Genomic DNA, 24,278 nt, shown 5'->3' with positions numbered 1-24,278 from the left:
TTATTTTTTGGTTTGCAAAAGTAATAACTTTTTGCGAGATTACCAAGACGCCTTTTTAACACCAGGAATTAATCCATTATTAGCCATCTCACGGAAAGTTACACGTGAAATACCAAATTGACGGATATAACCTCTTGGTCTACCTGTTAATTTACAACGATTGTGTAAACGAACTGGTGAAGCATTTTTAGGCAATTTCTGTAAGCCTTCATAATCTCCAGCTTCTAATAAAGCTTTTCTTTTCTCAGCGTACTTAGCTACCGTTTTCTCTCTTTTCACCTCACGGGCTTTCATTGATTCTTTAGCCATGTCTTAATTCTTTTTAAAAGGTAATCCTAATTCTGCCAATAATGACTTTGCCTCTTTGTCTGTTTTTGCTGTAGTAACAAAAGTAATATCCATTCCTGAAATTTTGTTTACTTTGTCAATATCAATTTCTGGGAAAATGATTTGCTCCAAAACTCCAAGGTTGTAATTACCTCTACCGTCGAAACCAGTAGCTTTGATACCACTAAAATCTCTAACACGCGGTAAAGCAGAAGTAACAAGTCTGTCTAAAAACTCATACATTTTTTCACCACGTAAAGTAACTTTTGCTCCAATAGGCATCCCTTTTCTCAATTTAAATGACGCAACGTCTTTCTTTGAAATTGTAGATACTGCTTTTTGTCCAGTGATCTTTGTCAACTCATCAACTGCGTAGTCAATAAGTTTTTTATCAGATACAGCTGCACCAACTCCACGGCTCAAAACGATTTTTTCCAGTTTTGGAACTTGCATTACGTTTGTATATCCGAACTCCTCTTTAAGAGCAGAGATCACTCTACTCTTATATTCTTCTTTTAGTCTAGGTGTATATGCCATTTCTATAGTACTTGATTAGATTTTTTTGAAAATCTTACTTTCTTATCTCCCTCTACTCTAATACCAACTCTAGTTGTTTCCTTAGTTTTAGGATCAATTAGTGAAATGTTAGATATTTGTATAGAAGCTTCTTTCTTAACGATACCACCTTGAGGGTTTTTAGCACTTGGTTTTGTATGCTTTGAAACCATGTTTACACCTTCAACTATCGCTTTATTTTTCTCACGGTAAACACGTAAAACTTTACCTTCAGCACCTTTATGGTCTCCAGCAATTACTCTTACGATATCTCCTGATTTTATTTTTAGCTTTATCATCTTAAAACGAATTAAAGCACTTCTGGTGCTAATGATACAATTTTCATGAATTGTTTTTCACGAAGTTCTCTTGCTACCGGACCAAAAACACGAGTTCCTCTCATTTCTCCTGCTGCATTCAAAAGAACACATGCATTGTCATCGAAACGGATATAAGAACCATCGGCTCTTCTCACTTCTTTTTTGGTACGTACAACAACTGCAGTTGATACAGCTCCTTTTTTTACGTTTCCGTTTGGAGTTGCATCCTTAATAGATACTACAATCTTGTCACCAACAGAGGCATACCTTCTTTTGGTACCTCCTAAAACACGGATAGTTAAAACTTCTTTTGCTCCCGTATTATCTGCTACTTTTAGTCTTGATTCCTGTTGTACCATAATTATTTAGCTCTTTCTAAGATTTCAACTAATCTCCAACATTTTGTTTTACTTAAAGGACGCGTTTCGCTAATTCTTACAGTATCTCCAATGTTACAGTCGTTTGTTTCGTCGTGCGCAACATATTTCTTAGTTTTCAACACGAACTTACCGTATAATGGGTGTTTTACCTTTCTAACTTCTGCAATAACAATAGACTTATCCATTTTATTTGAAGTAACAACACCAATTCTTTCTTTTCTTAAATTTCTTTTTTCTTCCATCTTTCAGCAGAATACAATTATTGTAACTCTCTTTTAGTTAGCTCTGTAGCCAATCTTGCAACTGTTCTTCTTACACTTCTAATTTGAAGCGGATTCTCAATTGGAGAAATAGCATGTGCCATTTTTAGGTCAGCATATATCTTCTTAGTTTGACTAAGTTTTTCTTGCAACTCCGCTGCAGAAAGATCTTTTATTTCTGATTGTTTCATAATATAATATAAATTATGCTTCGAAATCTCTAGCAACGACGAACTTTGTTTTTACTGGAAGCTTTTGAGCTGCAAGACGTAATGCCTCTTTTGCAACTGATAAAGGAACTCCTCCAACTTCAAACATAATTCTTCCGGGTTTAACAACGGCAGCCCAATATTCAACGGCACCTTTTCCTTTACCCATACGTACCTCAAGAGGCTTCTTAGTAATTGGTTTGTCTGGAAATATTTTGATCCATAATTGTCCTTCTCTCTTCATGAAACGAGTTGCAGCAATACGAGCAGCTTCGATTTGACGAGACGTTAAGAACATTCCATCTTCATGTACAGATTTAATACCAAACATTCCATTAGAAAGTTCATGCCCTCTTTGAGAGTTACCTTTCATTTTACCTTTTTGCACCTTACGGTACTTTGTTCTTTTAGGCTGTAACATTTTTCTTTAGTTTAAAAATTTACTTTCTTTTACGAGCGTCTGGTTTTCCACCTTTATTAAAAGGTTTTCTATCTCCTCTTGGAGAATCGCCACCTTTACCACCACCAGTTCCAGATTGTTTTTTATCCATTCCTGCAAGTGGAGAAAGATCTCTCTTTCCATAAACTTCACCTTTCATGATCCATACTTTGATACCCATTCTACCATAAGTAGTATGAGCTTCAGCCAAAGCATAATCAATATCAGCTCTGAAAGTTGATAGAGGAATTCTACCTTCTTTGAAACCTTCTGAACGCGCCATCTCAGCACCATTCAAACGACCAGAAATCAAAACTTTGATACCTTCAGCGTTCATACGCATAGAGGCAGCAATAGCCATTTTGATTGCACGTCTGTAAGAGATACGGCTTTCGATTTGACGAGCGATGCTTGTCGCCACAAGATAAGCATCTAATTCAGGTCTTTTAATTTCAAAGATGTTGATTTGAACCTCTTTGTCAGTAACTTTCTTAAGTTCTTCTTTTAACTTGTCTACCTCTTGTCCGCCTTTTCCGATAATGATACCAGGTCTTGCAGTAGTGATAGTAACGGTTACAAGTTTCAAAGTTCTCTCGATGATTACTTTTGATACACTAGCTTTTGATAAACGAGCGTGGATATACTTTCTGATTTTGTGATCTTCGGCAAGTTTATCACCGTAATCATTTCCACCATACCAGTTTGAGTCCCACCCTCTGATGATACCAAGTCTATTTCCAATTGGATTTGTCTTTTGTCCCATGCTGCTTAAGAATTGCTTTGTGTGTTATTGATAGCTCCAAGCACGATTGTAACGTGGTTAGAACGTTTTCTTATTCTGTGTGCACGACCTTGTGGAGCTGGACGAAGTCTTTTCAACATCATTCCACCATCTACTCTGATCTCTTTAACAAATAATCCAGCCTCTTCTAAATTACCTTCACTATTTTTTTGCTCCCAGTTGTTGATTGCAGATAATAATAGTTTTTCTAATTTTCTTGAAGCTTCTTTAGAACTGAATCTTAAGATGTTAAGTGCTCTTTCTACCTTCTGACCTCTTACCAAGTCCGCTACTAAGCGCATTTTTCTAGGTGAAGTAGGGCAGTTATTCAATTTTGCGAAAGCAATAGACTTATTAGCCTCTTTTCTCGCATCTGCTGTTTCTCTTTTACGAACTCCCATTGCTTCTTATTTTTTACCTTTATTTTTTGCTCCAGCATGACCTCTAAAAGATCTAGTTGGTGAAAACTCTCCTAATTTGTGACCTACCATGTTTTCTGTTACGTAAACCGGTACAAATTGACGACCGTTATGAACTGCGATAGTTTGCCCAACAAAGTCTGGAGTAATCATGGAAGCTCTAGACCAAGTCTTTACTACTCCATTTTTTCCGCTTTCAATGTTTTCCTGAACTTTCTTGTCTAATTTATAATGAACGAAAGGTCCTTTTTTTAATGAACGTGCCATATCTTATTATTTCTTTCTACGTTCTACGATATACTTGTTACTCGGGTTTTTCTTAGAACGAGTTCTGTAACCTTTAGCTGGCAATCCGTTTCTTGAACGTGGATGCCCTCCAGAAGAACGTCCTTCACCACCTCCCATAGGGTGATCAACTGGGTTCATCGCTACCGGTCTAGTTCTAGGTCTTCTTCCTAACCATCTTGTTCTACCTGCTTTTCCAGATACTACTAATTGGTGGTCAGAATTAGAAACAGCCCCAATTGTAGCCGAACAAGTTAACAAGATCAATCTTGTTTCACCAGATGGCATTTTAATTGTTGCATATTTCCCGTCTCTTGCCATTAACTGAGCAAAAGTTCCAGCTGAACGAGCAATAACCGCTCCTTGTCCTGGACGCAACTCAATACAAGATATAACAGTTCCAAGAGGAATTCTGCTTAAAGGTAAAGTATTACCAATCTCTGGTTGAGATTCTGGACCAGAAACTAATTTCTGACCAACTTTCAATCCGTTTTGAGCGATAATATAAGTTTTCTCTCCATCAGCATAAGCTAATAAAGCGATAAATGCAGTACGATTTGGATCATATTCAATTGATTTCACAGTAGCCGGAATTCCGTCTTTAGTTCTTTTGAAATCAATAATACGATATCTCTGCTTGTGACCACCACCCGTATAACGCATGGTCATCTTTCCTTGACTATTTCTACCTCCAGAGTTTTTTATCGGCGCTATCAAAGAGCGTTCCGGCTTATCAGTTGTAATGGCGTCATAACCATTCACAACTCTAAATCGCTGACCTGGGGTAATAGGTTTTAATTTTCTTACTGACATTTTTCTATCTTAGATATTGTTGTAAAAATCAATTGTTTCTCCTTCTTGTACTTGAACAATTGCTTTTTTAATTGCATTTGTCTTTCCACTGATTAAACCACTTTTAGTGTATTTTGTAGTTCTGTCCGGTCTTACATTCATCGTATTAACTGAAACAATAGTTACTCCATAAGCAGCTTCAACAGCTTTCTTAATTTGAACTTTATTTGCTTTTTTATCAACTACGAATCCGAAGCGGTTTAAAACTTCACTTTCTTTGGTTACTTTTTCTGTTACTATAGGTCTGATAATAATGCTCATATTCCTATTATTTACTTAAATTTTCTTCAATTAACTCCAAAGAACCTTCTAAAAGCACTAAATTATTAGCGTTTAAGATTGCGTAAGTGCTTAATTCTGAGCTAGTTACGACATTTGAAGCCTTTAAATTGCGTGACGACAAATATACATTTTTATTTGACTCTCCCAACACAAATAAGGATTTTTTATTCTCTAACCCTAAAGCTTTCAAAACGTTAATGAAATTTTTAGTGTTTGGCGTTTCAAAATTAAAGTCCTCAAGAACGATAACATTCGATTCTTTTGCTTTGATTGAGAAAGCTGACTTTCTAGCCAATCTCTTCAAGCCTTTATTCAATTTAAATGAATAACTCCTTGGTCTTGGCCCAAAAATAGTTCCACCACCTTTGAACAATGGATTCTTAATACTTCCCGCTCGAGCCGTACCAGTTCCTTTTTGTTTCTTAATCTTACGCGTACTACCAGTTACTTCAGCTCTTTCTTTAGCTTTATGAGTCCCTTGTCTTTGATTAGCAAGATATTGCTTAACATCAAGATAAACTGCGTGATTGTTTGGTTCAATTGCGAATACTGAATCAGAAAGTTGAACTTTTCTTCCAGTATCTTTTCCGTTGAAATCTAATACTTTTACTTCCATTACTTCTGAATGATTACGTAAGAGTTTTTATGTCCAGGAACACATCCTTTAATAACAAGCAGGTTCTTTTCAGCAACTACTTTTAAAACTCTAAGGTTTTGTACTTTTACATTATCTCCTCCCATTCTTCCAGCCATACGCATTCCTTTGAATACTCTAGATGGATATGAAGAAGCTCCCACAGAACCTGGCGCTCTTAAACGGTTATGTTGCCCATGAGTTGCCTGACCAACACCACCAAAACCGTGACGCTTTACAACACCCTGAAAACCTTTACCTTTAGACACACCCTGTACATCTACAAATTCTCCTTCAACAAAAATAGAAACATCAATAAGATCTCCTAATTTTTGTTCAGTTGCAAAATCTTGGAATTCAACGACTTTTTTCTTAGCAACAGTTCCAGCTTTTTTAAAGTGCCCTAAAGCAGCTTTAGTGGAATGTTTCTCGTTTTTGTCATCGAAACCTAGTTGCAACGCTTCGTACCCGTCAACACCTTTGGTTCTGACTTGGGTAACAACACACGGCCCAGCCTCGATTACTGTACAAGGAATGTTTTTCCCGTTTTCGTCGAAAATGCTAGTCATGCCGATTTTTTTACCAATTAACCCAGACATAAATATTAATTATTAATTACTAAAATTCCCTTCAATTTAAAAATAACAGAAATTTTCAAACAGGGAGTGCAAAAGTAGATATTAAATTTGAATATACCAAACAGTTACAAAAATTAAATTGCTCATTATCAAAATCCAAGCTTCAAACCGACATCAAAAACAACTTTTATCACTCAATATCTTAAAAACTTATTTTAAATTTAAAAACATTTAACCTTAATGATTAATTAATAAAAGCCCAACAAAAACACCCGAATTACCCTAAAACAAAGGATCACATAAAAACTTAAAAACAAAAGCCCAACAAAAACACAGCAAACAAAACACAAAAACAGCATTTTAAAAACAAAAAAGCGAGCCATTCATGACTCGCTTTTTATATGAAAAAAAAATATAAAAAATTATACTTTTATCTCCACTTCAACTCCACTTGGCAATTCAAGTTTCATCAATGCATCAATAGTTTTAGATGAAGACGAATAAATATCAATCAATCTCTTGTATGACATTACTTCAAATTGCTCTCTCGCTTTTTTGTTAACGTGAGGAGAACGCAACACAGTGAAAAGTTTTTTGTGAGTTGGCAACGGAATTGGACCTGTTACAACTGCACCAGTAGTTTTTACCGTTTTTACGATCTTTTCAGCAGATTTATCCACCAACATGTGATCGTAAGATTTTAGTTTTATTCTAATTTTTTGACTCATTTTCTTAAGAATTAAGCGTTACCTTTTGCTTTTTTAATTACCGCTTCTGAAATATTAGAAGGCGTTTCTGCATAGTGAGAAAACTCCATTGTTGAAGTAGCTCTACCTGAAGACAATGTTCTTAATGTTGTAACATAACCAAACATTTCAGATAACGGCACATCAGCTTTGATAGTTTTAGCTCCGTTTCTGTCACCCATATCATTAACCTGACCTCTACGACGGTTCAAGTCACCTACAATATCCCCCATGTTTTCTTCTGGAGTAATTACTTCGATTTTCATGATTGGCTCCAGAATAACAGCTCCAGCAGCACGACCAGATTCTTTATAACCCATTCTTGCAGCTAACTCAAAAGACAATGCATCAGAATCCACAGGATGGAAAGATCCATCAGTTAAAGTCACTTTCAAACTATCTACAGCATATCCTGCCAATGGACCAGTTTTCATAGCTTCTCTAAATCCTTTTTCTACAGCAGGGATATATTCTTTAGGAACGTTACCACCTTTTACAGCATTAATAAACTGTAATCCAACTGGAACTTTACCATCAACTTCATCTGCAGGCTCAATTGTAAACACGATATCACCAAATTTACCACGACCTCCAGATTGTTTTTTATAAGTTTCTCTGTGTGTTGCAGATCTTGTAAATGCTTCTTTGTACTCAACCTGAGGCTCACCTTGGTTTACCTCAACTTTGAATTCACGCTTCATTCTATCAACCAAGATATCCAAGTGAAGCTCACCCATACCTGAAATAATAGTTTGACCTGAAGCTTCATCTGTTCTAACCGTAAAAGTTGGATCCTCTTCAGCCAATTTAGCCAAAGCCATACCCATTTTATCTACGTCAGCTTTAGTTTTAGGCTCAATAGCGATACCAATTACAGGATCCGGGAATTTCATAGACTCCAAGATAATTGGATTTTTTTCATCACATAATGTATCCCCTGTTTTGATATCTTTAAATCCTACAGCCGCTCCAATATCTCCAGCCTCAATAAATTCGATTGGATTTTGTTTATTAGCATGCATTTGATAGATACGAGAAATTCTCTCTTTGTTACCAGAACGAGTATTTAAAACATAAGAACCCGCATCTAAACGTCCAGAATAAGCACGAAAGAAAGCTAAACGACCTACGAATGGATCAGTAGCAATTTTAAATGCCAAAGCAGCAAACGGCTCTTTTACATCTGGTTTACGCAAGATTTTAGTTTGATCTTCTTCCAACAAATCAGCATCATCAGGATGAATACCCTCGATACCTTCTTTATCTAAAGGAGATGGTAAATATTTACAAACTGCATCTAACATAAATTGAACTCCTTTGTTTTTAAAAGAAGAACCTGCAAGCATAGGAATGATTGCCATGTCAATTGTAGCAGCTCTCAATGCATTGTTAATCTCCTCTTCAGTAATAGAGTTCTCATCCTCCATATACTTATCTAAAAGATTTTCATCGTAAGTAGCAATTTCTTCAATAAGAATAGAACGATATTGTCTAACCTCATCAACCATATCAGCAGGAATATCAACGATATCAAAAGTAGCACCCTGTGTTTCATCATGCCATACAATAGCCTGATTTTTAACTAAGTCAACAATACCTTTAAAATCAGCTTCATCACCAATAGGCAAAGTAATTGCAACCGCATTCGACTTCAACATATCTTTAACCTGTCCGCATACTCCTAAAAAGTTTGCACCCTGACGATCCATTTTATTTACGAATCCCATACGTGGAACCCTATATTGATCTGCTAATCTCCAGTTAGTTTCTGATTGCGGCTCAACACCATCAACAGCACTAAATAAAAAAACCAACCCATCAAGTACACGTAAAGAACGATTTACCTCTACAGTAAAGTCAACGTGTCCAGGAGTATCAATAATATTAAAATGGTATGGCAATGATTCTGGTAAAACCTTACCTTGTTCAGTTGGAAAGTTCCAAGTACAAGTTGTAGCTGCAGAAGTAATTGTGATACCTCTTTCCTGCTCTTGCGCCATCCAGTCCATTGTTGCAGCACCATCATGAACCTCACCAATTTTGTGTGACTTTCCAGTGTAAAAAAGAATACGCTCAGTTGTTGTTGTTTTACCAGCATCAATATGAGCAGCAATTCCGATATTTCTTGTATATTTTAAATCTCTAGCCATTTCTTACGAATTAAAATCTAAAGTGAGAGAATGCTTTGTTAGCTTCTGCCATTTTGTGAGTATCCATTCTTTTCTTAACCGCAGCACCTTCTTCTTTAGCCGCAGCTAAACATTCTGACGCCAAACGTTGTGCCATAGATTTTTCATTTCTTCTTCTGGAATAAAGTATCAACCACTTCATTGCCATAGAAATTTTTCTATCCGGACGAATCTGCATTGGAATTTGGAATGTAGCACCACCTACTCTACGACTACGCACTTCTACGTGAGGCATAACGTTTGTTAAAGCATCTTTCCAGATTTCTAATGAAGTTTTCTCATCATTTTGCTTTTTAGATTCGATGATGTCAATTGCATCATAAAATACTTTGAAAGCTGTAGATTTCTTACCGTCCCACATTAAGTTGTTTACAAAACGCGTTACCAGTTGGTCATTAAACCTTGGATCTGGTAAAAGTGGTCTTTTCTTTGCCGCTCTTTTTCTCATGTCTTTTTCTTAAAAGTTTAAATTACTTTTTTGCTTCTTTTGGGCGTTTAGCACCGTACTTAGATCTTCTTTGCGTTCTTCCTGCAACTCCTGACGTGTCAAGCGCTCCACGAACGATATGATATCTAACACCTGGTAAATCTTTTACCCTTCCACCTCGCACTAATACTATCGAGTGCTCTTGTAGATTATGTCCTTCTCCAGGGATGTAAGCATTCACCTCATTACCATTTGTCAAACGTACACGCGCAACTTTACGCATTGCAGAGTTTGGTTTTTTTGGTGTAGTAGTGTAAACACGCGTACAAACCCCTCTTCTTTGAGGACAAGAATCTAAAGCAACCGATTTACTCTTCTTAGTGATCTGAGTTCTTCCTGTTCTTACTAATTGTTGAATTGTTGGCATAATTAATACTAAAAATTATTATGTTTATTAAATCCCCGCTTTTTACGGGGTTGCAAATGTATAAAATAATTTCCACTATACAAACGTTAAACCATTAATTTTCAATAACATTATTTAACCTTAAACTTTTACAAACAAATAATAGATATTTGCAATACTTTTAATAAATCAAACAATTGCTCTTGAAACAGTTATTACAAATAATCACTTTCCTCCTAATAAGCATTTTTGGCTATGGCCAAAATTTTAATTTAAAAATTAGCGGTACAAATAAAATAGAAAACGCAATCATAGACTCATTAAATTATACTAAAAAACACTTAAACACTAAATCTGTTATTGATGAATCTATTTCAAGCATAGAAAAGCTATACAAAAAAGGGTACTTAGATGTAAAAACCGTTGAAAATCAAAATGAAAACGACTCAACTTATACATACAAACTTTCACTTGGAAGTAAAATAAAATACACCTATATATATATAGGTAGAAATAATTCATTTTTCGACTCATACAAAACAAAAAACGACACTGTAATTATCCCATATAAAGAAACTGAAAACTTCATGAATCAAATAATTATTGATGCCGAAAGACAAGGATTTGCACTAAGTAAACTAAAACTAGAAAATATCCAAACAAAGAATTCCATAATATATGCCGACTTAAATTTTAATTCCGAAAAAAAAAGAAATGTTAATTCCATTATCATAAATTACACAAATAACAATCGCAAGGATTATTTTCCGAAAGGGCACTTAAAACAACTCCATAAAACATACATCAGTAAAACATTTAACCAAAAAATAATCAAAGAACTTTATAAGGATATAAATAATTTCGGTTTTATAAATCAGACAAAATACCCAGAAATATTATTCACAAATGATTCAACAAAAATTTATGTTTATATTGAAAAAAGGAAAGCAAATACCTTTGACGGATACATAGGATTTTCTAATGATGAAAACAAAAAATTAAACCTGAATGGTTATATAGATGTGACATTGCAAAACACACTTAAAGCGGGCGAACAATTTTCCTTGTATTGGAAAAGCGATGGAAACCAGCAAAAAACCTTTAATACAAAATTAGAAATTCCATATATTTTCAAGTCACCACTTGGAATTAAAGCTCAATTAAACATATTCAAACAGGACAGCACCTTTCAAAATACAAAAACAGCAATCGACTTAGGTTATTACATCAAATATAATTCAAAATTATATTTAGGATATCAGTCAACAGAATCAAGTGATATCCAAAACACAAACAACACAACTATAAGCGATTTCAAAAACACCTTTATAACTTCAACCTTTGATTACACAAAAACAGACGCTGTTAATTATTTGTTCCCCAAAAAAGCTAATACTAGCTTAGTATTTGGTTTTGGAAAAAGAAACACAAACAACCAACCCGAAACTGCCACTTCCAGTAATCAATTTTACACAAATTTAAACTTCTCCTATAATTTTGAACTAAATGAGAAAAATTTCATTAACATAAATTTACAGAATTTTTATCTTAAGAGCGATAATTACATCGTTAATGAATTATTTCGTTTTGGCGGAATAAATTCAATAAGAGGATTTTTAGAAAATAGTTTGCAAGGAAATTTTTTTTCATCCATTCTTACAGAATACAGATATATTGTTTCTAAAAATTTATATATAAATTCAATTCTTGATTATGGAATATATCAAGACCTGACAAGAAGTATAAATAAAAACAAAATAGACAAATTAACAGGAATTGGCGCTGGAACAACGATACAAACAACAAACGGACCATTAAGGATTAACCTTACAAATAGTGTTTTAAGTGGTCAGAATTTAAAATTATATAACACTATCATAAACATATGTTATAATGTTAAATTTTGATGTTTACCGAAAAAACATTTTTATTTATTAGGATAGTTAACAAATTATTAAGAGTTTTGCGATACTAATTCAAAATATTTAAAAATGAAACTAAAGTTCAATGGATTCTTAGTACTTCTATTAGTACTAGTGGCGCAACTAACTTTTGCGCAAGAAAGAGCTGTTTCTGGCTCAGTTTCTGACAATTCAGGCATGCCATTACCAGGTGTCAGTGTATTGATTAAAGGGACTAAAGTAGGGACACAAACTGACTTTGATGGTAAATTCTCTATCAAAGCATCACCAAATCAAGTCTTGGTTTTTAGCTACATTGGGATGAAAACGCAGGAAATAACTGCAACTTCAGCTAACATCAATGTGAAATTAGCCGGAGACGCACAAGAACTTGAAGGTGTTGTTGTAACAACAGCTTTAGGTATTAAAAGAGAGAAAAAATCTCTTGGTTATGCTACTCAGGAAGTAAAAGGAGCTGATTTAACTGCTGGGCCCTCTAGTGGTAACTTCATCAATGAGCTATCTGGACAAGCTGCCGGTGTTCAAATCAAAAGAAACAACAATTTTGGAGGTTCAACAAGCATTGTTTCAAGAGGTGTTAAAAACTTAACAGGTAGTAACCAAATGTTAATAGTTATTGATGGTGTGCCTATCAACAACGTAACAACAAACTCAAATCAAGGAAGTCAATCAACTGGTAGAGGTACAACTTATGACTACGGAAACTCTGCAATGGACATCAATCCTGATGATATAGAAAACGTAAACATCTTAAAAGGTGCAGCAGCTTCTGCGCTATACGGATATCAAGCTGGTAATGGAGTTGTTATGATTACAACAAAAAAAGGTAAAGCAAAAAAAGGAATCGGTATTACTGTTTCTAGTGAATTTGTAACAGGTAAAATTGATAAATCAACTTTCCCTAAATACCAAAACAAATACGGAGCTGGTTATGGGCCTGGCTACGAAGATCCATCAGGATATTTCTTATACAGAGATATTGATGGGGACGGAACAGAAGACTTAGTAGTACCTACTTCTGAAGACGCATCATGGGGAGCTGCGTTCGATTCTAATAAAATGGTTTATAACTGGAATGCTTTTACACCATATTCGGACAGTTATGGGAAAGCGACTCCTTGGACAGCTGCGAAAAATGACCCAACAACTTTCTTCGAAACCCCAACAACTTTCAATAACTCAATCTCATTTGAAGATGGGAATGAAAAATCGAATATTGTAGTTAATTTCAACAACTATATTCAAAATGGTATTATGCCTAACAGTGAATTAAAGAAAAACAGTTTAAGTGTTAAATTAAACCATAAATTCACAGATAGATTAACTTTTTCTAGCTATGCAAACTATATCGCTAATAAAACAGTAGGTAGAAACTCAACTGGTTATAACGATAACATTATGTCTAGTTTCCGTCAATGGTGGCAAACAAACGTAGATGTAAAAGAATTAAAACAAGTTTTTGAAAGATCAGGTGGTCAAAACGTAACCTGGAACTGGTCTGATCCAGATAATTTAAAACCAATATACTGGGACAACCCTTACTTCACAAGATATAAAAACTATCAAAACGATGAAAGAAATCGTTTCAATGGTTATGCTAAACTCGATTATGTTATAACTGACTGGTTAACTGCTACTGGAAGAATATCTACAGACTCATATTCAGATTTACGTGAAGAAAGAAGAGCAGATGGATCAGTTGCTTCTGAATTTGGTATCAACAGAAACGAAGTTAGCTCTGGATATCAAAGATACAACAGGAATTATTCTGAACAAAACTATGATTTCTTCTTGACTTTCAAAAAGAACTTTAGTGAGAAATTTACATTTAATGGTATTGCTGGAGGAACTGTAAACAGAATTAGAAACACTTCTATATTAGCTTCTACTGAAGGAGGCCTAATTATCCCTGGTATTTATGCATTAACTAACTCTGTAAACTCTGTGCCTTTCCCTATTGAAAACGAAACTAATAGTGGCGTAAACAGTTATTATGCTTCTGTTTCTTTTGGCTATGATGATTTCATTTTCTTAGATGGAACATACAGAAGAGATGCTTTCTCAACATTACCTGCAAATGATAATGTTTTAGGAACAAAATCTATATCTGCAAGTTATGTATTTACAAAACACGTAAATGCTGACTGGTTAACTTTTGGAAAATTAAGAGGTAGTTACGCTGAAAGCCCACTTGGTTCTCCAACACAGGCAATTATCGATACTTATACTAAAAACGATCCATTTGATGGAAATCAAATGTATTCTGTAGCAAGTACTAAAAACAACCCGTACTTACAACCTGTTTTCTCAAAAACAGAAGAGGTTGGTTTAGAAATGCAATTTTTGAAACGTAGAATTGGTTTCGATGTAGCACTTTATAAAACAATAAGTGATAAACAAATTTTCCCTGTAGATTATGCTACATCAACTGGACACAATGCACAATATGTTAATGCTGGTAGGATCGAAAACAAAGGTATTGAGGTTCAGTTTAACTTAACTCCTGTAAAATTGAAAGATTTTACATGGGACATCTTTGTAAACTGGTCTAAAAACGAAAATAAAGTTCTTAGTTTAGCTGACGGATTAGATGTATTACAATTGGGAAGCTACCAAGGAGGTGTAACAATTAACGGAGTAGTTGGAGAGTCTTACGGTGTTATCAAAGGAACTGATTACACTTACTTGGACGGTAAAAGAGTAGTTAATGCTTCAGGTCGTTATGTTATGAATACAAGTGTAAATAACAATATTGGTAATATAACTCCAGACTGGGTTGGAGGTATCAGAAATAAATTTTCATACAAAAATCTTTCTCTTGGAATCTTAATAGATATGCAAAAAGGGGGAGATATTTTCTCTCTTGATCAATACTACGGACAAGCGACTGGTTTATATGAAGCTTCTGCCGGTCTTAACGATCTTGGATATCCCGTTAGAAATACTATCGCTAATGGTGGTGGTGTAATTTTAGACGGTGTACAGGCTGACGGAACACCAAATACTATTAGAACTGCTAGTCCACAGGCATTTGGTAGCATGGGAGGATATGCAAGAAATCCAGCTAAAGCGTTTGTTTATGATGCTTCTTTCATCAAATTAAGAGAAGTAAACATCACATATAACTTACCAACTGATTTAGTTTCAAAAATGAAACTTACTGGTATGAGTGTTAGCATAGTAGGCTCTAACCTATGGATAATAGACAAAAACCTTCCGGATGCGGATCCAGAAAGTGGATTGAGTGCTGGAAACTTATCAAATGCTTACTCAGTAGGATCATTACCAACGACTAGAAATATTGGTTGTAACCTAACATTTAAATTCTAAAACATGAAAAAGATAGCATTATTTTTAACATTTATGGCTGTGACTATATCATCATGTACAGATGATATTACAGGACTAAATGAAGATACAAAGAACCCCACTACGACCAAATCTGAATACCTTTTTACAAATGCACAAAAAGCTATGTCAGATCAAATGGTTAATACATCAGTTAACTTAAACGTGTTCAGATTATTTACTCAACAATGGACAGAAACAACCTATTTAGATGAAACTCAGTATAACATTACTACTAGAAATATCCCAAATTCACATTGGGGAATTATTTATAGAGATGTTCTAAGAGACTTTTTAGAGTGTAAAAAATTACTTGATCAAGAAACTCCCGCAACAACGAAGGAGATTGCTATCTTAAACAATAAAAAGGCAATTTTAGAAATAATGTCTGTATATAGTTATAGCGTTTTAGTTGATACTTTTGGAAACATCCCTTATAGTGAAGCTTTAGACATTATTGGTCATCCACAACCTAAATATGATGATGCACAAACAATCTATAGAGATTTAATTTCTAGGTTAACTGCCGCTTCAGCTGCAATTACAGCTTCTGAAGAAAGTTTTGGTACAGCTGATTTATATTATGAAGGAGATGCTGCTAGTTGGAAAAAATTTGCAAACTCTTTAAAATTAAGACTTGCAATCAATATGGATGACACAGATCACACCTATGCTTCAACTCAAGTTTCAGAAGCTGTAGCACAAGGAATCTTAACAAGTAATGCAGATAATGCATTAATTCATTATGTAGCTGCTGAAGCTAACAATGTAAATCCAATCTACAATGATTTAGTAGCTAGTGGTCGAAATGATTATGTTATTGGTAAAACTTTTGTTGATGCAATGAATTCTTTGAATGACCCTAGAAGACCAAAATATATGACTACGGTAGGCGGCTCATATATTGGAGGAACTATTGGAGCTACAAATAGTTATGCAAGCTATTCTCATGTGAATGCTGAAATTACAAAGAAAGATTTTCCGGGAACCCTTTTAAGTTATAGTGAAGTTGAATTTTTATTAGCAGAAGCAGCAGCAAGAGGAATTAGTGTAGGCGGTACTGCTGTTGATCACTACAATGCAGCAATTACAGCTTCTATGAAAGAATGGGGTGTTGCATCTGGTGATATTAATTCATACTTAGAACAGTCATCTGTTGAATATAATCCTGCTAACTGGAAAAAAAGCATTGGTGAACAAGCGTGGATCGCTTTATATAACAGAGGTTTTGAATCATGGACTTCTTACAGAAGATTAGATTATCCTAATTTATTACCATCACTTAACCCATATAACGATTTAACAGCTGTTCCAACAAGATATTCATACCCTGCTAGAGAACAGACCCTTAATGCAACAAATGTTGAGGCTGCAATAACAGCTATTGGAGGAGATGGTCTTACAGTTAAAATCTTCTGGGATAAATATTAATATAAAACAATACCAATGAAAAAATATATAAAACAAATATTATGCATTGCTCTATTAGCAGGTAGTTTCGCTTCTTGTGATTCTCTTGATGATGACGGAGGAGTTGACACTATCAACTTAGGTGGTGGAAACGCTGTACTAACAACAACATCAATTAGTAATTTAGACAAAAACGTCGATTTAGCAATAAAAGTTATTACTAAAGCTGGAGTTAAAGCTAATAAAATTGAGGTGTATTACAATAATAATACAGTTGCAAATGCTCCTGTGATTATTGGAGACAAAATTGCTGATGCTACTATTAATTCTGAAAGTACAGCTGCTTCATTCAATGCATCTTCATTAAAAAGCTTAGCGCCAGGTGCTGTACCATTGGTTTTTGTAAGCACATATTCTGATGGTGCCATTACAAAAGTACCTTACACACTAACAATAGTAAAAGGTATTGTTTGGAAAGTTTTAAATTCAGATGGTGATCTTGTTACTAGCACAACTAGTGGAGTATCAACTGTAACGATCGATGACTTAACTCCTGTAGAAATTAACTATGCAGTCGTTAACAAAGCAGCAACAACTGTAAATAACGTTGTTGGTGAATGGTCTAAAGATGGAGAAACTTTCTTAGCACTTCCTGGGACATTTTCAACAGTAAAACAAACAGTAGACATTGCGGCAATTCCTTACTCAACTTATGGAGGAATTGCTGATGGAGATGAAATCACTTATAGATTTACTGTAACTGCTGGAAATCAAACAGATGTAATTTCTACAACTGTTACTTTTGAAGCAGAAGATTAAGAATAAAGATTAAAAAAATTCTTTTTTGAATAAACTAAAACCACCAGCATTTCTGGTGGTTTTTTTTTATAAAAACATTATGCCTATATTTACACCATGGAAAAAGAACATCAAATATTTGGAATCAGAGCTATTATAGAAGCCATTCAGGCAGGAAAAGAAGTCGACAAAGTATTTATCCAAAAAGAAATTTCGGGTGAGTTAATGAAGGATTTAATGAAGGTAATGAAACGTGCCAACATTAATTTCTCCTACGTTCCTGTTGAAAAACTGAACCGTTTAACACCAAATAACCATCAGGGAGCTGTTGCGACGATATCTCCGATTGGATTTATCGATTTAGAACATCTGGTTGAATCAACAATTGAGTCTGGTGCAAAACCTTTGTTTTTAATTTTAGACCAAATATCTGATGCCAGAAATTTTGGTGCCATTATCAGAACGGCTGAATGCACTGGCGTAAACGGAATTATTGTTCAAAAAGCCGGATCAGCACCTGTAAATGGAGATACCGTAAAAACTTCTGCCGGAGCTGTTTTTAATGTACCTATTTGCAAAGTGGAGCATATCAAAGATGCTATTTTCTACCTTCAGGGTTCAGGAATCAAAACTATTGCTGCTACTGAAAAAACAGAACAAAATATTTATGATTTGGAATTAAATGAACCTTTAGCAATCATCATGGGATCTGAAGACAGAGGTATCAATCCTTCTGTTCTTAAAATCGTCGATGAAAAAGCAAAACTTCCCATGTTTGGTACAATCGGATCATTAAATGTTTCGGTAGCCTGCGGAGCATTCTTATATGAAACTGTTCGCCAAAGAAAATAAATAATAATCTTTTCTGAAGAATTTCAACACCTCAATTGAGGTGTTTTTTGTTAAGGTTTTGTTCTATATAAGACTAAAATAACTAGTCATCGATAAATTTTCACAAATCTTCCTCTTCTGATTTTGGCTTAGTTATAATATAATGAACTGAAACATCAGAATTGAAATAGGAAGATACCATTTGAGAATCTTCTTCAGGGATTTCAGTATTAACAAAATTACCATTGTCGTCAAAGTGCTTCATAAAAGGGTCATCACTGGGATCAAAATCAGGTTTTTGCCAATCATACACAATTGGTTTTGTATATTCGGGTGTTTTATAGAACAAAGATATTACGAAGCCTGTTATAAAACCTGCCAAGTGTCCTTCCCATGAAATATTTTGATCTACATCTGGAAAAACATACCAAATCATTCCACCATAGAGCAGAACTACAGCAAATGAAAGTGCTACTAAACGATAATATCTGGTTTGAATACCTTTAAAAAATATAAAACTCACCAAAACATAAATCAATCCACTTGCTCCAATATGATAATTTTCCCTGCCGATAAACCATGTTATAAGACCTGAAAATAAAATCCCATAACCTATTACAGCAAAAGATTGGTTTGGATAAAAAAATTGCATGGCCGCCAATAATACTAAAAGTGGAATTGAGTTATTGTATAGATGATTTAAATTTTCATGAATGAAGGGACTAAACAAAACGCCCTGCAAACCTGAGAAATCTCGTGGATAAATTCCGTTTTGATAAAAATCAAAATCAAACCGAATCTGTATCCAATAAACAATCCACAAAAAAAGGACAAAAAATACCGGAAGTCCAATAACTGCGATTGAAAATTTAAAATGGTTATCGTTCATATTTTTAACAATCAAATTAATAATTTACCATCAAAAAACTATCCAAATACCATTTACTGATAATTTGTCAGCAGAATATAAATTTCTCAAGATACAATTCATAGCCCTGATGGAAGCGACATCCTTTTTTGGCTTTTTCTGCCAAAAAAGATATAGCGGACAGCAGGAATTAGCTCCTTAAAAAATTAAAATTAAATTGAAACTCGTAATTTTGTAAAATGGAAGCACCTTTAGCAGAACGCATTCGCCCACAGCAATTAGAAGACTATATTAGTCAAAGTCATTTGGTAGGACCAAACGGATCTTTAACGCAACAAATCTCAAAAGGAATTATTCCGTCACTTATTTTCTGGGGACCACCCGGAACAGGAAAAACAACTCTTGCACAGATTATTGCCCAGGAATCTAAGCGACCATTTTATATTTTAAGTGCAATAAATTCCGGTGTAAAAGACATTCGTGATGTAATTGAAAAAGCAAAACAAAGCGGTGGATTATTCACTGCTAAAAATCCAATTCTATTTATTGATGAGATTCATCGTTTTAGCAAATCACAACAGGATTCGCTTTTAGCTGCTGTTGAAAAAGGATGGATTACATTAATTGGTGCCACTACAGAAAATCCAAGTTTTGAAGTGATTCCTGCTTTATTATCACGCTGTCAGGTTTACATACTAAATGCTTTTACAAAAACCGATTTAGAAGCGTTGTTGCATCGTGCCATGAAAACGGATGCAGAATTAGTTACAAAAAATATTACTCTAAAAGAGACCGAAGCACTCCTAAGATTATCTGGCGGAGATGGCCGAAAACTATTAAACATTTTTGAGTTGGTAGTTAACGCTTCTGATAGCAATGAAATCATTATTACAAACGATAGGGTTTTTGAACTTGTTCAGCAAAACACTGTTTTGTATGACAAAACCGGAGAACAGCATTATGACATTGTTTCTGCCTTTATAAAATCAATTCGTGGAAGCGACCCTAATGGTGCTGTTTATTGGCTCGCCCGAATGATCGAAGGCGGTGAAGATGTTAAATTTATTGCCCGAAGAATGTTGATTTTATCCAGTGAAGATATTGGAAATGCCAATCCTACAGCTTTTATCATGGCAAATAATACTTTTCAGGCTGTTTCTACTATTGGTTATCCTGAAAGTCGCATTATACTGAGTCAATGCGCTATTTATCTGGCTACTTCGCCTAAAAGTAATGCATCCTATATGGCGATTGGAAGTGCGCAGCAATTGGTAAAACAAACCGGTGATCTGCCTGTTCCGATTCATTTGCGCAATGCTCCAACAAAGCTAATGAAAGAATTAGGTTATGGTGAAGACTATAAATATTCGCATGATTATGCCAATAACTTTGCAGAACAAGAATTTTTGCCAGATGCTATAAAAGAAACGGTTCTTTATAATCCAGGTCAGAATTCAAGAGAGAATAGCAACCGTGAATTTTTAAAGAACCGTTGGAAAGATAAATATGGTTATTAAACCAAATTATATTTAAAATTTAACTGAAACTTTCTCAGAAACTAATTTATCATTTTGATAATATTCAAAAAACCACTGATTGTCTTTTGCATTCAAAGTTCCCTGAACACCATCTTTTATTGCTATGTATGAATCCGGACGGGAGGTTTTAAGCAATTTCATAACCACTTTTGGTGTTTTATCAATTAATTGATATCCATTTTCAGTTGGTTGTGCATACAATAAATTTGGATCAGAAACATCTGCAATTGGTGTAGCCACTTGCGTAGAAACTGAATTTGCAGTAACTGCCTGGACATTCACAGCAACATTTGAAGCAACACCAGAAGTTATTATTGCAGTTTTTCCACTATACTTGTAATTCAAACCATATATCGATATAAATGCCATATCTAATGATTCACGATAGGCTGCTTCATATTCTTTCTCTTTGCTTTTGCCGGTTTCAGAAGTATGAACTACTTTTCCGTAACAGTCTTTAAATTCTACAAAAAGTTTTGTTACTAAAAAAGCATTGTCTCTTTTTACATCAACATACAATAAATCACAGCGATTTGAAAATTCTGCCGGTAGCTGTTCATTTTCATAAAAAGCCTGAAAACCTGCTTTTATTAAATTTGCCTTTGTCATAGTTGACAGCCTGTATGGGTTGATCCCTTTTGCAAAATCAAAATTAATAGGCACAATAACAGCTTTATAATCATTAATTGATTGAGAAAAACCTAAAGCAGAAATAAAAAGTGTTATTAAAAAAAGTTTAATTTTCATATATGTAAAATTTATTTGTTAGCGGTAACATATCCTATTGCCAATTATTTAATAAGATTTACAACAAACTTGTTATAATGGCGATTTTAATAATTATAAATATTTTTTGAGTTCTAATAAATGATTAACTTGTTTAATATTTTCCGGAGCCTGGATTTTTTTATCATTAAAAAAAATAGCATCTAATCCTGCATTCAGGGCACCGTTAACATCAGCATCCAGACAATCACCTATCATAATACAATTTTCTTTTGAAGCATTTGCCGAATTAATTGCATAATCAAAGATAATACTATTTGGCTTTTTTACACCTGCCAGTTCTGAATTTGTAATTGTAGTAAAATAATCACGCAAAGCTGCATTGTTTATTTTCTTTTCCTGAACAGTAGCAAATCCATTTGTTATGATGTGTAATTTATACTTTGATTTTAAATAGTCTAAAATCTCAATCGTCCCATCAAAAAGATGATTATTTTCTATCAGAAATTCAATATAATCATTCGCAATCTGATCAATATCTGCATCAGAAATAACAATATTTAAGGCATCGAAAGAAAACTTTAATCTGTTGTAACGCAATTCTAAATGTGTAATTGCATCATTTTGATATAACTTCCAACAGGCCTGATTTATCGGAATATATTTTTGGATAAAATCCTGACATTTGATTTCAGGAAATTTGCTTTTAAAAATTCGGTCAAAAGCCATTTCTGAATTTCGATCAAAATCCCAAAGTGTATGGTCTAAGTCAAAAAAAATATCGGTAATATTTGTATGCATAATTTATAAAATTCCTTCATCTACAAAACTATAATATTTTGTTTCAGTAATAATCACATGATCCAAAACTTTAACATCTAAACTATCTCCTGCCATTTTTAATTTTTTGGTAATGTGTTTATCTGCATCACTTGGAATCAAAGTACCGGAAGGATGATTATGACATAAAATTAACCCTGTAGCACCAGATTCAAGTGCTAATTTAAAAACCAGACGAACATCAACAATAGTTCCGGAAATACCTCCTTTACTTAATTGAGATTTTAAAATAACTTTATTTGAATTATTCAGAAAAAGCACCCAAAATTCCTCATGAGGAAGTTCACCAATGACAGGCTGCATGATTTCAAAAACCAACTTACTGGATGTGATTTTTGTTAATTCAACTGAATCCTCTGCCCTACGTCTTCTGCCCAATTCTAATGCTGCAATAATAGTAATAGCTTTAGCCTCACCTATTCCTTTAAAATCTATCAATTGGGAAACAGACATCTTGCCTAACGAATTCAGGGTATCTACACTAGCTAAAATTCTTTTGCTTAAATCAACCGCCGATTCATTCCTACTACCGGAGCCAATCAAAATGGCAATTAATTCGGCATCACTCAAAGCATTTTTGCCTTTCAGCATTAGTTTTTCACGTGGACGGTCGTCTTCTGACCAGTTTGTAATAGGAAAATGTGCTACTTCCATTCAGGGCTATATATTAAATAATGTTCTTGCTCATACAAATACTATTTGTAAGGCCTACATAAGGTTCATAATTTTCAATTATTTCGAAACCCATTTTTTGATACAGATTAATTGCTTCCAGTTGTTTATACAAAGTTTCTAAAATCAACATCTTAAAACCTTGTTCAATTGCTTTACTTTCAACCTCCTTAATAATGTGCTGAGCTATTCCTAACCCTCTTCCTTCTGGTAAAACAAACATTCTTTTCAATTCGGCAGCAGTTTCATGATACTTTTTAAAACAGCCACAACCCACCGCTTTATCATCTAAATAAACGATAACCACATTTGGATTGAATTCAATTACGTTATTACCCCAATAATCCGTTTTTAATTCAGGATAGCGTTCCCACAAAAAAGTATCAAAGGTGTTGTATAAAAATATGAAATCAGGATTTTCGCTTGTTGTATGAACAACTTTAATTTTTTCAGGCATATAGTTTTATCAATATTTTCAAAAATAAGAAAAATCATTCATTAAAATACATTTACTATTCTGATAATCCTTAATTTTAAAACAAAAAAAATGAAATTCAACTATATCTTTTTAATCATGATTTGCCTTTTTTCTTGTAATCAAAAAGAAAACAGCAATTTAGCTATTAAAAACAACAACCCTGTCGTAAAAACTTTCGAAGAAAAACTTTCAGAAGCGGCAATATCTATAATTGACCCCTCGATAGATTATGATCCAACTTATTTTGCAATAGAATACCCAAATGGAGACATCCCGGTAAACAAAGGTGTTTGCACGGATGTTGTTATTCGCAGCTATCGAAAATTAGATATTGATTTACAAAAAGAAGTACATGAAGACATGATCGAAAATTTCTCTAAATATCCAAACTTAAAAAAGTGGGAAATGACCAAGACCGATACCAACATAGATCATCGCAGAGTTCCTAATTTAGAAGTTTTCTTTGAAAGAAAAGGAACAAAATTACCTGTTTCTGAAGATGCAAGAGATTATAAAACAGGAGAAATTGTAACCTGGATGATTAATGGAAAGTTACCTCATATTGGAATTATCACAAATAAAAAATCAGAAGACGGCAAACGAAATCTTATTGTTCATAATGTTGGTGGCGGTCAGGTTTTGGAAGACTGTTTGTTTGAGTATAAGATTGTGGGACACTTTAAATACGAAGGGGCTTCAAATTAGAGAATGTGTCAATTAGATAATTTTAAAAAAAATGCCAACTGCATAGCAATTGG

The 24,278-nt window shown here is 34.1% G+C and carries 30 protein-coding genes; 7 read left to right on the top strand and 23 right to left on the bottom strand.

The features are described from left to right. Window positions 1-39: 39 nt before the first annotated feature. The 18 genes from rpsN to rpsL form a co-directional block, all read right to left on the bottom strand. On the bottom strand, window positions 40-309 hold the full coding sequence (gene rpsN / locus DMB65_RS05155) for a 30S ribosomal protein S14 (RefSeq protein WP_031456037.1): 270 nt from the start codon (window positions 307-309) through the stop codon (window positions 40-42). A gap of 3 nt (window positions 310-312) precedes the next feature. Then, window positions 313-864: a 50S ribosomal protein L5 gene (gene rplE, locus DMB65_RS05150; RefSeq protein WP_110305594.1), complete on the bottom strand. Its 552-nt coding sequence runs from the start codon at window positions 862-864 to the stop codon at window positions 313-315. A gap of 2 nt (window positions 865-866) precedes the next feature. After that, window positions 867-1,181, bottom strand: a complete 315-nt coding sequence (rplX, locus tag DMB65_RS05145) for a 50S ribosomal protein L24 (protein WP_007803650.1) — start codon at window positions 1,179-1,181, stop codon at window positions 867-869. Window positions 1,182-1,192: 11 nt separating this feature from the next. Beyond that, window positions 1,193-1,561 (bottom strand): 50S ribosomal protein L14, encoded by a 369-nt coding sequence (gene rplN, locus DMB65_RS05140; protein WP_007803649.1) that lies wholly within the window; start codon window positions 1,559-1,561, stop codon window positions 1,193-1,195. Between the two features lie 2 nt (window positions 1,562-1,563). Then, a complete protein-coding gene (gene rpsQ / locus DMB65_RS05135; protein WP_007803646.1) occupies window positions 1,564-1,824 on the bottom strand; it encodes a 30S ribosomal protein S17 in 261 nt (86 codons plus the stop codon). Between the two features lie 17 nt (window positions 1,825-1,841). Continuing rightward, on the bottom strand, window positions 1,842-2,033 hold the full coding sequence (gene rpmC / locus DMB65_RS05130; protein WP_007803639.1) for a 50S ribosomal protein L29: 192 nt from the start codon (window positions 2,031-2,033) through the stop codon (window positions 1,842-1,844). Between the two features lie 13 nt (window positions 2,034-2,046). Further along, window positions 2,047-2,472, bottom strand: coding sequence for a 50S ribosomal protein L16 (gene rplP, locus DMB65_RS05125; RefSeq protein ID WP_007803637.1), 426 nt, complete (start codon window positions 2,470-2,472; stop codon window positions 2,047-2,049). A 19-nt stretch (window positions 2,473-2,491) separates the two neighbouring features. Continuing rightward, a complete protein-coding gene (rpsC, locus tag DMB65_RS05120) occupies window positions 2,492-3,253 on the bottom strand; it encodes a 30S ribosomal protein S3 (protein WP_007803635.1) in 762 nt (253 codons plus the stop codon). Between the two features lie 5 nt (window positions 3,254-3,258). After that, window positions 3,259-3,672, bottom strand: coding sequence for a 50S ribosomal protein L22 (gene rplV / locus DMB65_RS05115; RefSeq protein WP_007803631.1), 414 nt, complete (start codon window positions 3,670-3,672; stop codon window positions 3,259-3,261). 6 nt (window positions 3,673-3,678) lie between these two features. After that, window positions 3,679-3,957: a 30S ribosomal protein S19 gene (gene rpsS, locus DMB65_RS05110; protein WP_031456039.1), complete on the bottom strand. Its 279-nt coding sequence runs from the start codon at window positions 3,955-3,957 to the stop codon at window positions 3,679-3,681. A 6-nt stretch (window positions 3,958-3,963) separates the two neighbouring features. Further along, entirely contained in the window at window positions 3,964-4,788 is an 825-nt protein-coding gene (gene rplB / locus DMB65_RS05105; RefSeq protein ID WP_008464287.1) for a 50S ribosomal protein L2, read from the bottom strand. Window positions 4,789-4,797: 9 nt separating this feature from the next. Next, complete coding sequence (gene rplW, locus DMB65_RS05100; protein WP_017495018.1) at window positions 4,798-5,088, bottom strand: 50S ribosomal protein L23; 291 nt, start codon at window positions 5,086-5,088, stop codon at window positions 4,798-4,800. Window positions 5,089-5,095: 7 nt separating this feature from the next. Beyond that, window positions 5,096-5,725, bottom strand: coding sequence for a 50S ribosomal protein L4 (gene rplD / locus DMB65_RS05095; RefSeq protein ID WP_110305593.1), 630 nt, complete (start codon window positions 5,723-5,725; stop codon window positions 5,096-5,098). Further along, window positions 5,725-6,342 (bottom strand): 50S ribosomal protein L3, encoded by a 618-nt coding sequence (gene rplC, locus DMB65_RS05090; protein WP_110305592.1) that lies wholly within the window; start codon window positions 6,340-6,342, stop codon window positions 5,725-5,727. Before rplC ends, rplD begins: the two co-directional genes overlap by 1 nt. Before the next feature lie 401 nt (window positions 6,343-6,743). Continuing rightward, window positions 6,744-7,049 (bottom strand): 30S ribosomal protein S10, encoded by a 306-nt coding sequence (gene rpsJ / locus DMB65_RS05085; RefSeq protein WP_007803605.1) that lies wholly within the window; start codon window positions 7,047-7,049, stop codon window positions 6,744-6,746. Between the two features lie 11 nt (window positions 7,050-7,060). Further along, window positions 7,061-9,217 carry an elongation factor G gene (fusA, locus tag DMB65_RS05080; protein WP_110305591.1) on the bottom strand — a complete coding sequence of 719 codons (2,157 nt, stop codon included), beginning with the start codon at window positions 9,215-9,217 and terminating at the stop codon, window positions 7,061-7,063. A gap of 10 nt (window positions 9,218-9,227) precedes the next feature. After that, window positions 9,228-9,704, bottom strand: coding sequence for a 30S ribosomal protein S7 (gene rpsG, locus DMB65_RS05075; RefSeq protein WP_017495022.1), 477 nt, complete (start codon window positions 9,702-9,704; stop codon window positions 9,228-9,230). Window positions 9,705-9,726: 22 nt separating this feature from the next. Then, a complete protein-coding gene (gene rpsL / locus DMB65_RS05070) occupies window positions 9,727-10,110 on the bottom strand; it encodes a 30S ribosomal protein S12 (RefSeq protein WP_007136570.1) in 384 nt (127 codons plus the stop codon). Between the two features lie 182 nt (window positions 10,111-10,292). Between rpsL and DMB65_RS05065 the strand changes: the two genes are divergently transcribed. The 5 genes from DMB65_RS05065 to rlmB all read left to right on the top strand — a co-directional run bounded on the left by DMB65_RS05065 (window position 10,293) and on the right by rlmB (window position 18,419). Beyond that, entirely contained in the window at window positions 10,293-11,996 is a 1,704-nt protein-coding gene (locus tag DMB65_RS05065; protein ID WP_230470610.1) for a BamA/TamA family outer membrane protein, read from the top strand. 84 nt (window positions 11,997-12,080) lie between these two features. Continuing rightward, window positions 12,081-15,341 carry a SusC/RagA family TonB-linked outer membrane protein gene (locus DMB65_RS05060; protein ID WP_110305589.1) on the top strand — a complete coding sequence of 1,087 codons (3,261 nt, stop codon included), beginning with the start codon at window positions 12,081-12,083 and terminating at the stop codon, window positions 15,339-15,341. 33 nt (window positions 15,342-15,374) lie between these two features. After that, window positions 15,375-16,790 carry a SusD/RagB family nutrient-binding outer membrane lipoprotein gene (locus tag DMB65_RS05055; protein ID WP_230470609.1) on the top strand — a complete coding sequence of 472 codons (1,416 nt, stop codon included), beginning with the start codon at window positions 15,375-15,377 and terminating at the stop codon, window positions 16,788-16,790. Between the two features lie 15 nt (window positions 16,791-16,805). Beyond that, the gene (locus DMB65_RS05050) at window positions 16,806-17,588 is read left to right on the top strand and encodes a hypothetical protein (protein WP_110305587.1); all 783 of its coding nucleotides are present in this window, start codon (window positions 16,806-16,808) and stop codon (window positions 17,586-17,588) included. A gap of 96 nt (window positions 17,589-17,684) precedes the next feature. Then, window positions 17,685-18,419, top strand: a complete 735-nt coding sequence (rlmB, locus tag DMB65_RS05045; RefSeq protein WP_110305586.1) for a 23S rRNA (guanosine(2251)-2'-O)-methyltransferase RlmB — start codon at window positions 17,685-17,687, stop codon at window positions 18,417-18,419. Between the two features lie 100 nt (window positions 18,420-18,519). Here rlmB and DMB65_RS05040 read toward each other — a convergent pair whose 3' ends face one another. Further along, window positions 18,520-19,287 (bottom strand): rhomboid family intramembrane serine protease, encoded by a 768-nt coding sequence (locus DMB65_RS05040; protein WP_110305585.1) that lies wholly within the window; start codon window positions 19,285-19,287, stop codon window positions 18,520-18,522. 218 nt (window positions 19,288-19,505) lie between these two features. Between DMB65_RS05040 and DMB65_RS05035 the strand changes: the two genes are divergently transcribed. Continuing rightward, the gene (locus DMB65_RS05035) at window positions 19,506-20,783 is read left to right on the top strand and encodes a replication-associated recombination protein A (RefSeq protein WP_110305584.1); all 1,278 of its coding nucleotides are present in this window, start codon (window positions 19,506-19,508) and stop codon (window positions 20,781-20,783) included. A 12-nt stretch (window positions 20,784-20,795) separates the two neighbouring features. Here DMB65_RS05035 and DMB65_RS05030 read toward each other — a convergent pair whose 3' ends face one another. The 4 genes from DMB65_RS05030 to DMB65_RS05015 form a co-directional block, all read right to left on the bottom strand. Continuing rightward, window positions 20,796-21,551, bottom strand: coding sequence for a hypothetical protein (locus tag DMB65_RS05030; RefSeq protein WP_110305583.1), 756 nt, complete (start codon window positions 21,549-21,551; stop codon window positions 20,796-20,798). Window positions 21,552-21,644: 93 nt separating this feature from the next. After that, window positions 21,645-22,331 carry a YjjG family noncanonical pyrimidine nucleotidase gene (locus DMB65_RS05025; protein WP_110305582.1) on the bottom strand — a complete coding sequence of 229 codons (687 nt, stop codon included), beginning with the start codon at window positions 22,329-22,331 and terminating at the stop codon, window positions 21,645-21,647. A gap of 3 nt (window positions 22,332-22,334) precedes the next feature. Further along, the gene (radC, locus tag DMB65_RS05020) at window positions 22,335-23,024 is read right to left on the bottom strand and encodes a RadC family protein (RefSeq protein WP_078225727.1); all 690 of its coding nucleotides are present in this window, start codon (window positions 23,022-23,024) and stop codon (window positions 22,335-22,337) included. Between the two features lie 13 nt (window positions 23,025-23,037). Then, entirely contained in the window at window positions 23,038-23,499 is a 462-nt protein-coding gene (locus tag DMB65_RS05015; RefSeq protein WP_110305581.1) for a GNAT family N-acetyltransferase, read from the bottom strand. A gap of 90 nt (window positions 23,500-23,589) precedes the next feature. Here DMB65_RS05015 and DMB65_RS05010 point away from each other — a divergent pair, with 90 nt between their 5' ends. Further along, window positions 23,590-24,225 (top strand): DUF1287 domain-containing protein, encoded by a 636-nt coding sequence (locus DMB65_RS05010; protein WP_110305580.1) that lies wholly within the window; start codon window positions 23,590-23,592, stop codon window positions 24,223-24,225. Window positions 24,226-24,278: the final 53 nt, after the last annotated feature.

It is taken from the genome of Flavobacterium cheongpyeongense (genome assembly GCF_003202435.1).
Taxonomy (GTDB): domain Bacteria; phylum Bacteroidota; class Bacteroidia; order Flavobacteriales; family Flavobacteriaceae; genus Flavobacterium; species Flavobacterium cheongpyeongense.
The sequence above is the reverse complement of the archived record's forward strand: the minus strand, read 5'-3'. Positions and strand labels throughout refer to the sequence as shown.

Bases quoted from the DNA above. Each gene is read 5' to 3' on its own strand.
- rpsN (WP_031456037.1), bottom strand. From the start codon at position 309: ATGGCTAAAGAATCAATGAAAGCCCGTGAGGTGAAAAGAGAGAAAACG.
- rplE (WP_110305594.1), bottom strand. From the start codon at position 864: ATGGCATATACACCTAGACTAAAAGAAGAATATAAGAGTAGAGTGATC.
- rplX (WP_007803650.1), bottom strand. From the start codon at position 1,181: ATGATAAAGCTAAAAATAAAATCAGGAGATATCGTAAGAGTAATTGCT.
- rplN (WP_007803649.1), bottom strand. From the start codon at position 1,561: ATGGTACAACAGGAATCAAGACTAAAAGTAGCAGATAATACGGGAGCA.
- rpsQ (WP_007803646.1), bottom strand. From the start codon at position 1,824: ATGGAAGAAAAAAGAAATTTAAGAAAAGAAAGAATTGGTGTTGTTACT.
- rpmC (WP_007803639.1), bottom strand. From the start codon at position 2,033: ATGAAACAATCAGAAATAAAAGATCTTTCTGCAGCGGAGTTGCAAGAA.
- rplP (WP_007803637.1), bottom strand. From the start codon at position 2,472: ATGTTACAGCCTAAAAGAACAAAGTACCGTAAGGTGCAAAAAGGTAAA.
- rpsC (WP_007803635.1), bottom strand. From the start codon at position 3,253: ATGGGACAAAAGACAAATCCAATTGGAAATAGACTTGGTATCATCAGA.
- rplV (WP_007803631.1), bottom strand. From the start codon at position 3,672: ATGGGAGTTCGTAAAAGAGAAACAGCAGATGCGAGAAAAGAGGCTAAT.
- rpsS (WP_031456039.1), bottom strand. From the start codon at position 3,957: ATGGCACGTTCATTAAAAAAAGGACCTTTCGTTCATTATAAATTAGAC.
- rplB (WP_008464287.1), bottom strand. From the start codon at position 4,788: ATGTCAGTAAGAAAATTAAAACCTATTACCCCAGGTCAGCGATTTAGA.
- rplW (WP_017495018.1), bottom strand. From the start codon at position 5,088: ATGAGCATTATTATCAGACCTATAGTAACAGAAAAAGTAACCAAAGAA.
- rplD (WP_110305593.1), bottom strand. From the start codon at position 5,725: ATGGAAGTAAAAGTATTAGATTTCAACGGAAAAGATACTGGAAGAAAA.
- rplC (WP_110305592.1), bottom strand. From the start codon at position 6,342: ATGTCTGGGTTAATTGGTAAAAAAATCGGCATGACTAGCATTTTCGAC.
- rpsJ (WP_007803605.1), bottom strand. From the start codon at position 7,049: ATGAGTCAAAAAATTAGAATAAAACTAAAATCTTACGATCACATGTTG.
- fusA (WP_110305591.1), bottom strand. From the start codon at position 9,217: ATGGCTAGAGATTTAAAATATACAAGAAATATCGGAATTGCTGCTCAT.
- rpsG (WP_017495022.1), bottom strand. From the start codon at position 9,704: ATGAGAAAAAGAGCGGCAAAGAAAAGACCACTTTTACCAGATCCAAGG.
- rpsL (WP_007136570.1), bottom strand. From the start codon at position 10,110: ATGCCAACAATTCAACAATTAGTAAGAACAGGAAGAACTCAGATCACT.
- DMB65_RS05060 (WP_110305589.1), top strand. From the start codon at position 12,081: ATGAAACTAAAGTTCAATGGATTCTTAGTACTTCTATTAGTACTAGTG.
- DMB65_RS05055 (WP_230470609.1), top strand. From the start codon at position 15,375: ATGGCTGTGACTATATCATCATGTACAGATGATATTACAGGACTAAAT.
- DMB65_RS05050 (WP_110305587.1), top strand. From the start codon at position 16,806: ATGAAAAAATATATAAAACAAATATTATGCATTGCTCTATTAGCAGGT.
- rlmB (WP_110305586.1), top strand. From the start codon at position 17,685: ATGGAAAAAGAACATCAAATATTTGGAATCAGAGCTATTATAGAAGCC.
- DMB65_RS05040 (WP_110305585.1), bottom strand. From the start codon at position 19,287: ATGAACGATAACCATTTTAAATTTTCAATCGCAGTTATTGGACTTCCG.
- DMB65_RS05035 (WP_110305584.1), top strand. From the start codon at position 19,506: ATGGAAGCACCTTTAGCAGAACGCATTCGCCCACAGCAATTAGAAGAC.
- DMB65_RS05030 (WP_110305583.1), bottom strand. From the start codon at position 21,551: ATGAAAATTAAACTTTTTTTAATAACACTTTTTATTTCTGCTTTAGGT.
- DMB65_RS05025 (WP_110305582.1), bottom strand. From the start codon at position 22,331: ATGCATACAAATATTACCGATATTTTTTTTGACTTAGACCATACACTT.
- radC (WP_078225727.1), bottom strand. From the start codon at position 23,024: ATGGAAGTAGCACATTTTCCTATTACAAACTGGTCAGAAGACGACCGT.
- DMB65_RS05015 (WP_110305581.1), bottom strand. From the start codon at position 23,499: ATGCCTGAAAAAATTAAAGTTGTTCATACAACAAGCGAAAATCCTGAT.
- DMB65_RS05010 (WP_110305580.1), top strand. From the start codon at position 23,590: ATGAAATTCAACTATATCTTTTTAATCATGATTTGCCTTTTTTCTTGT.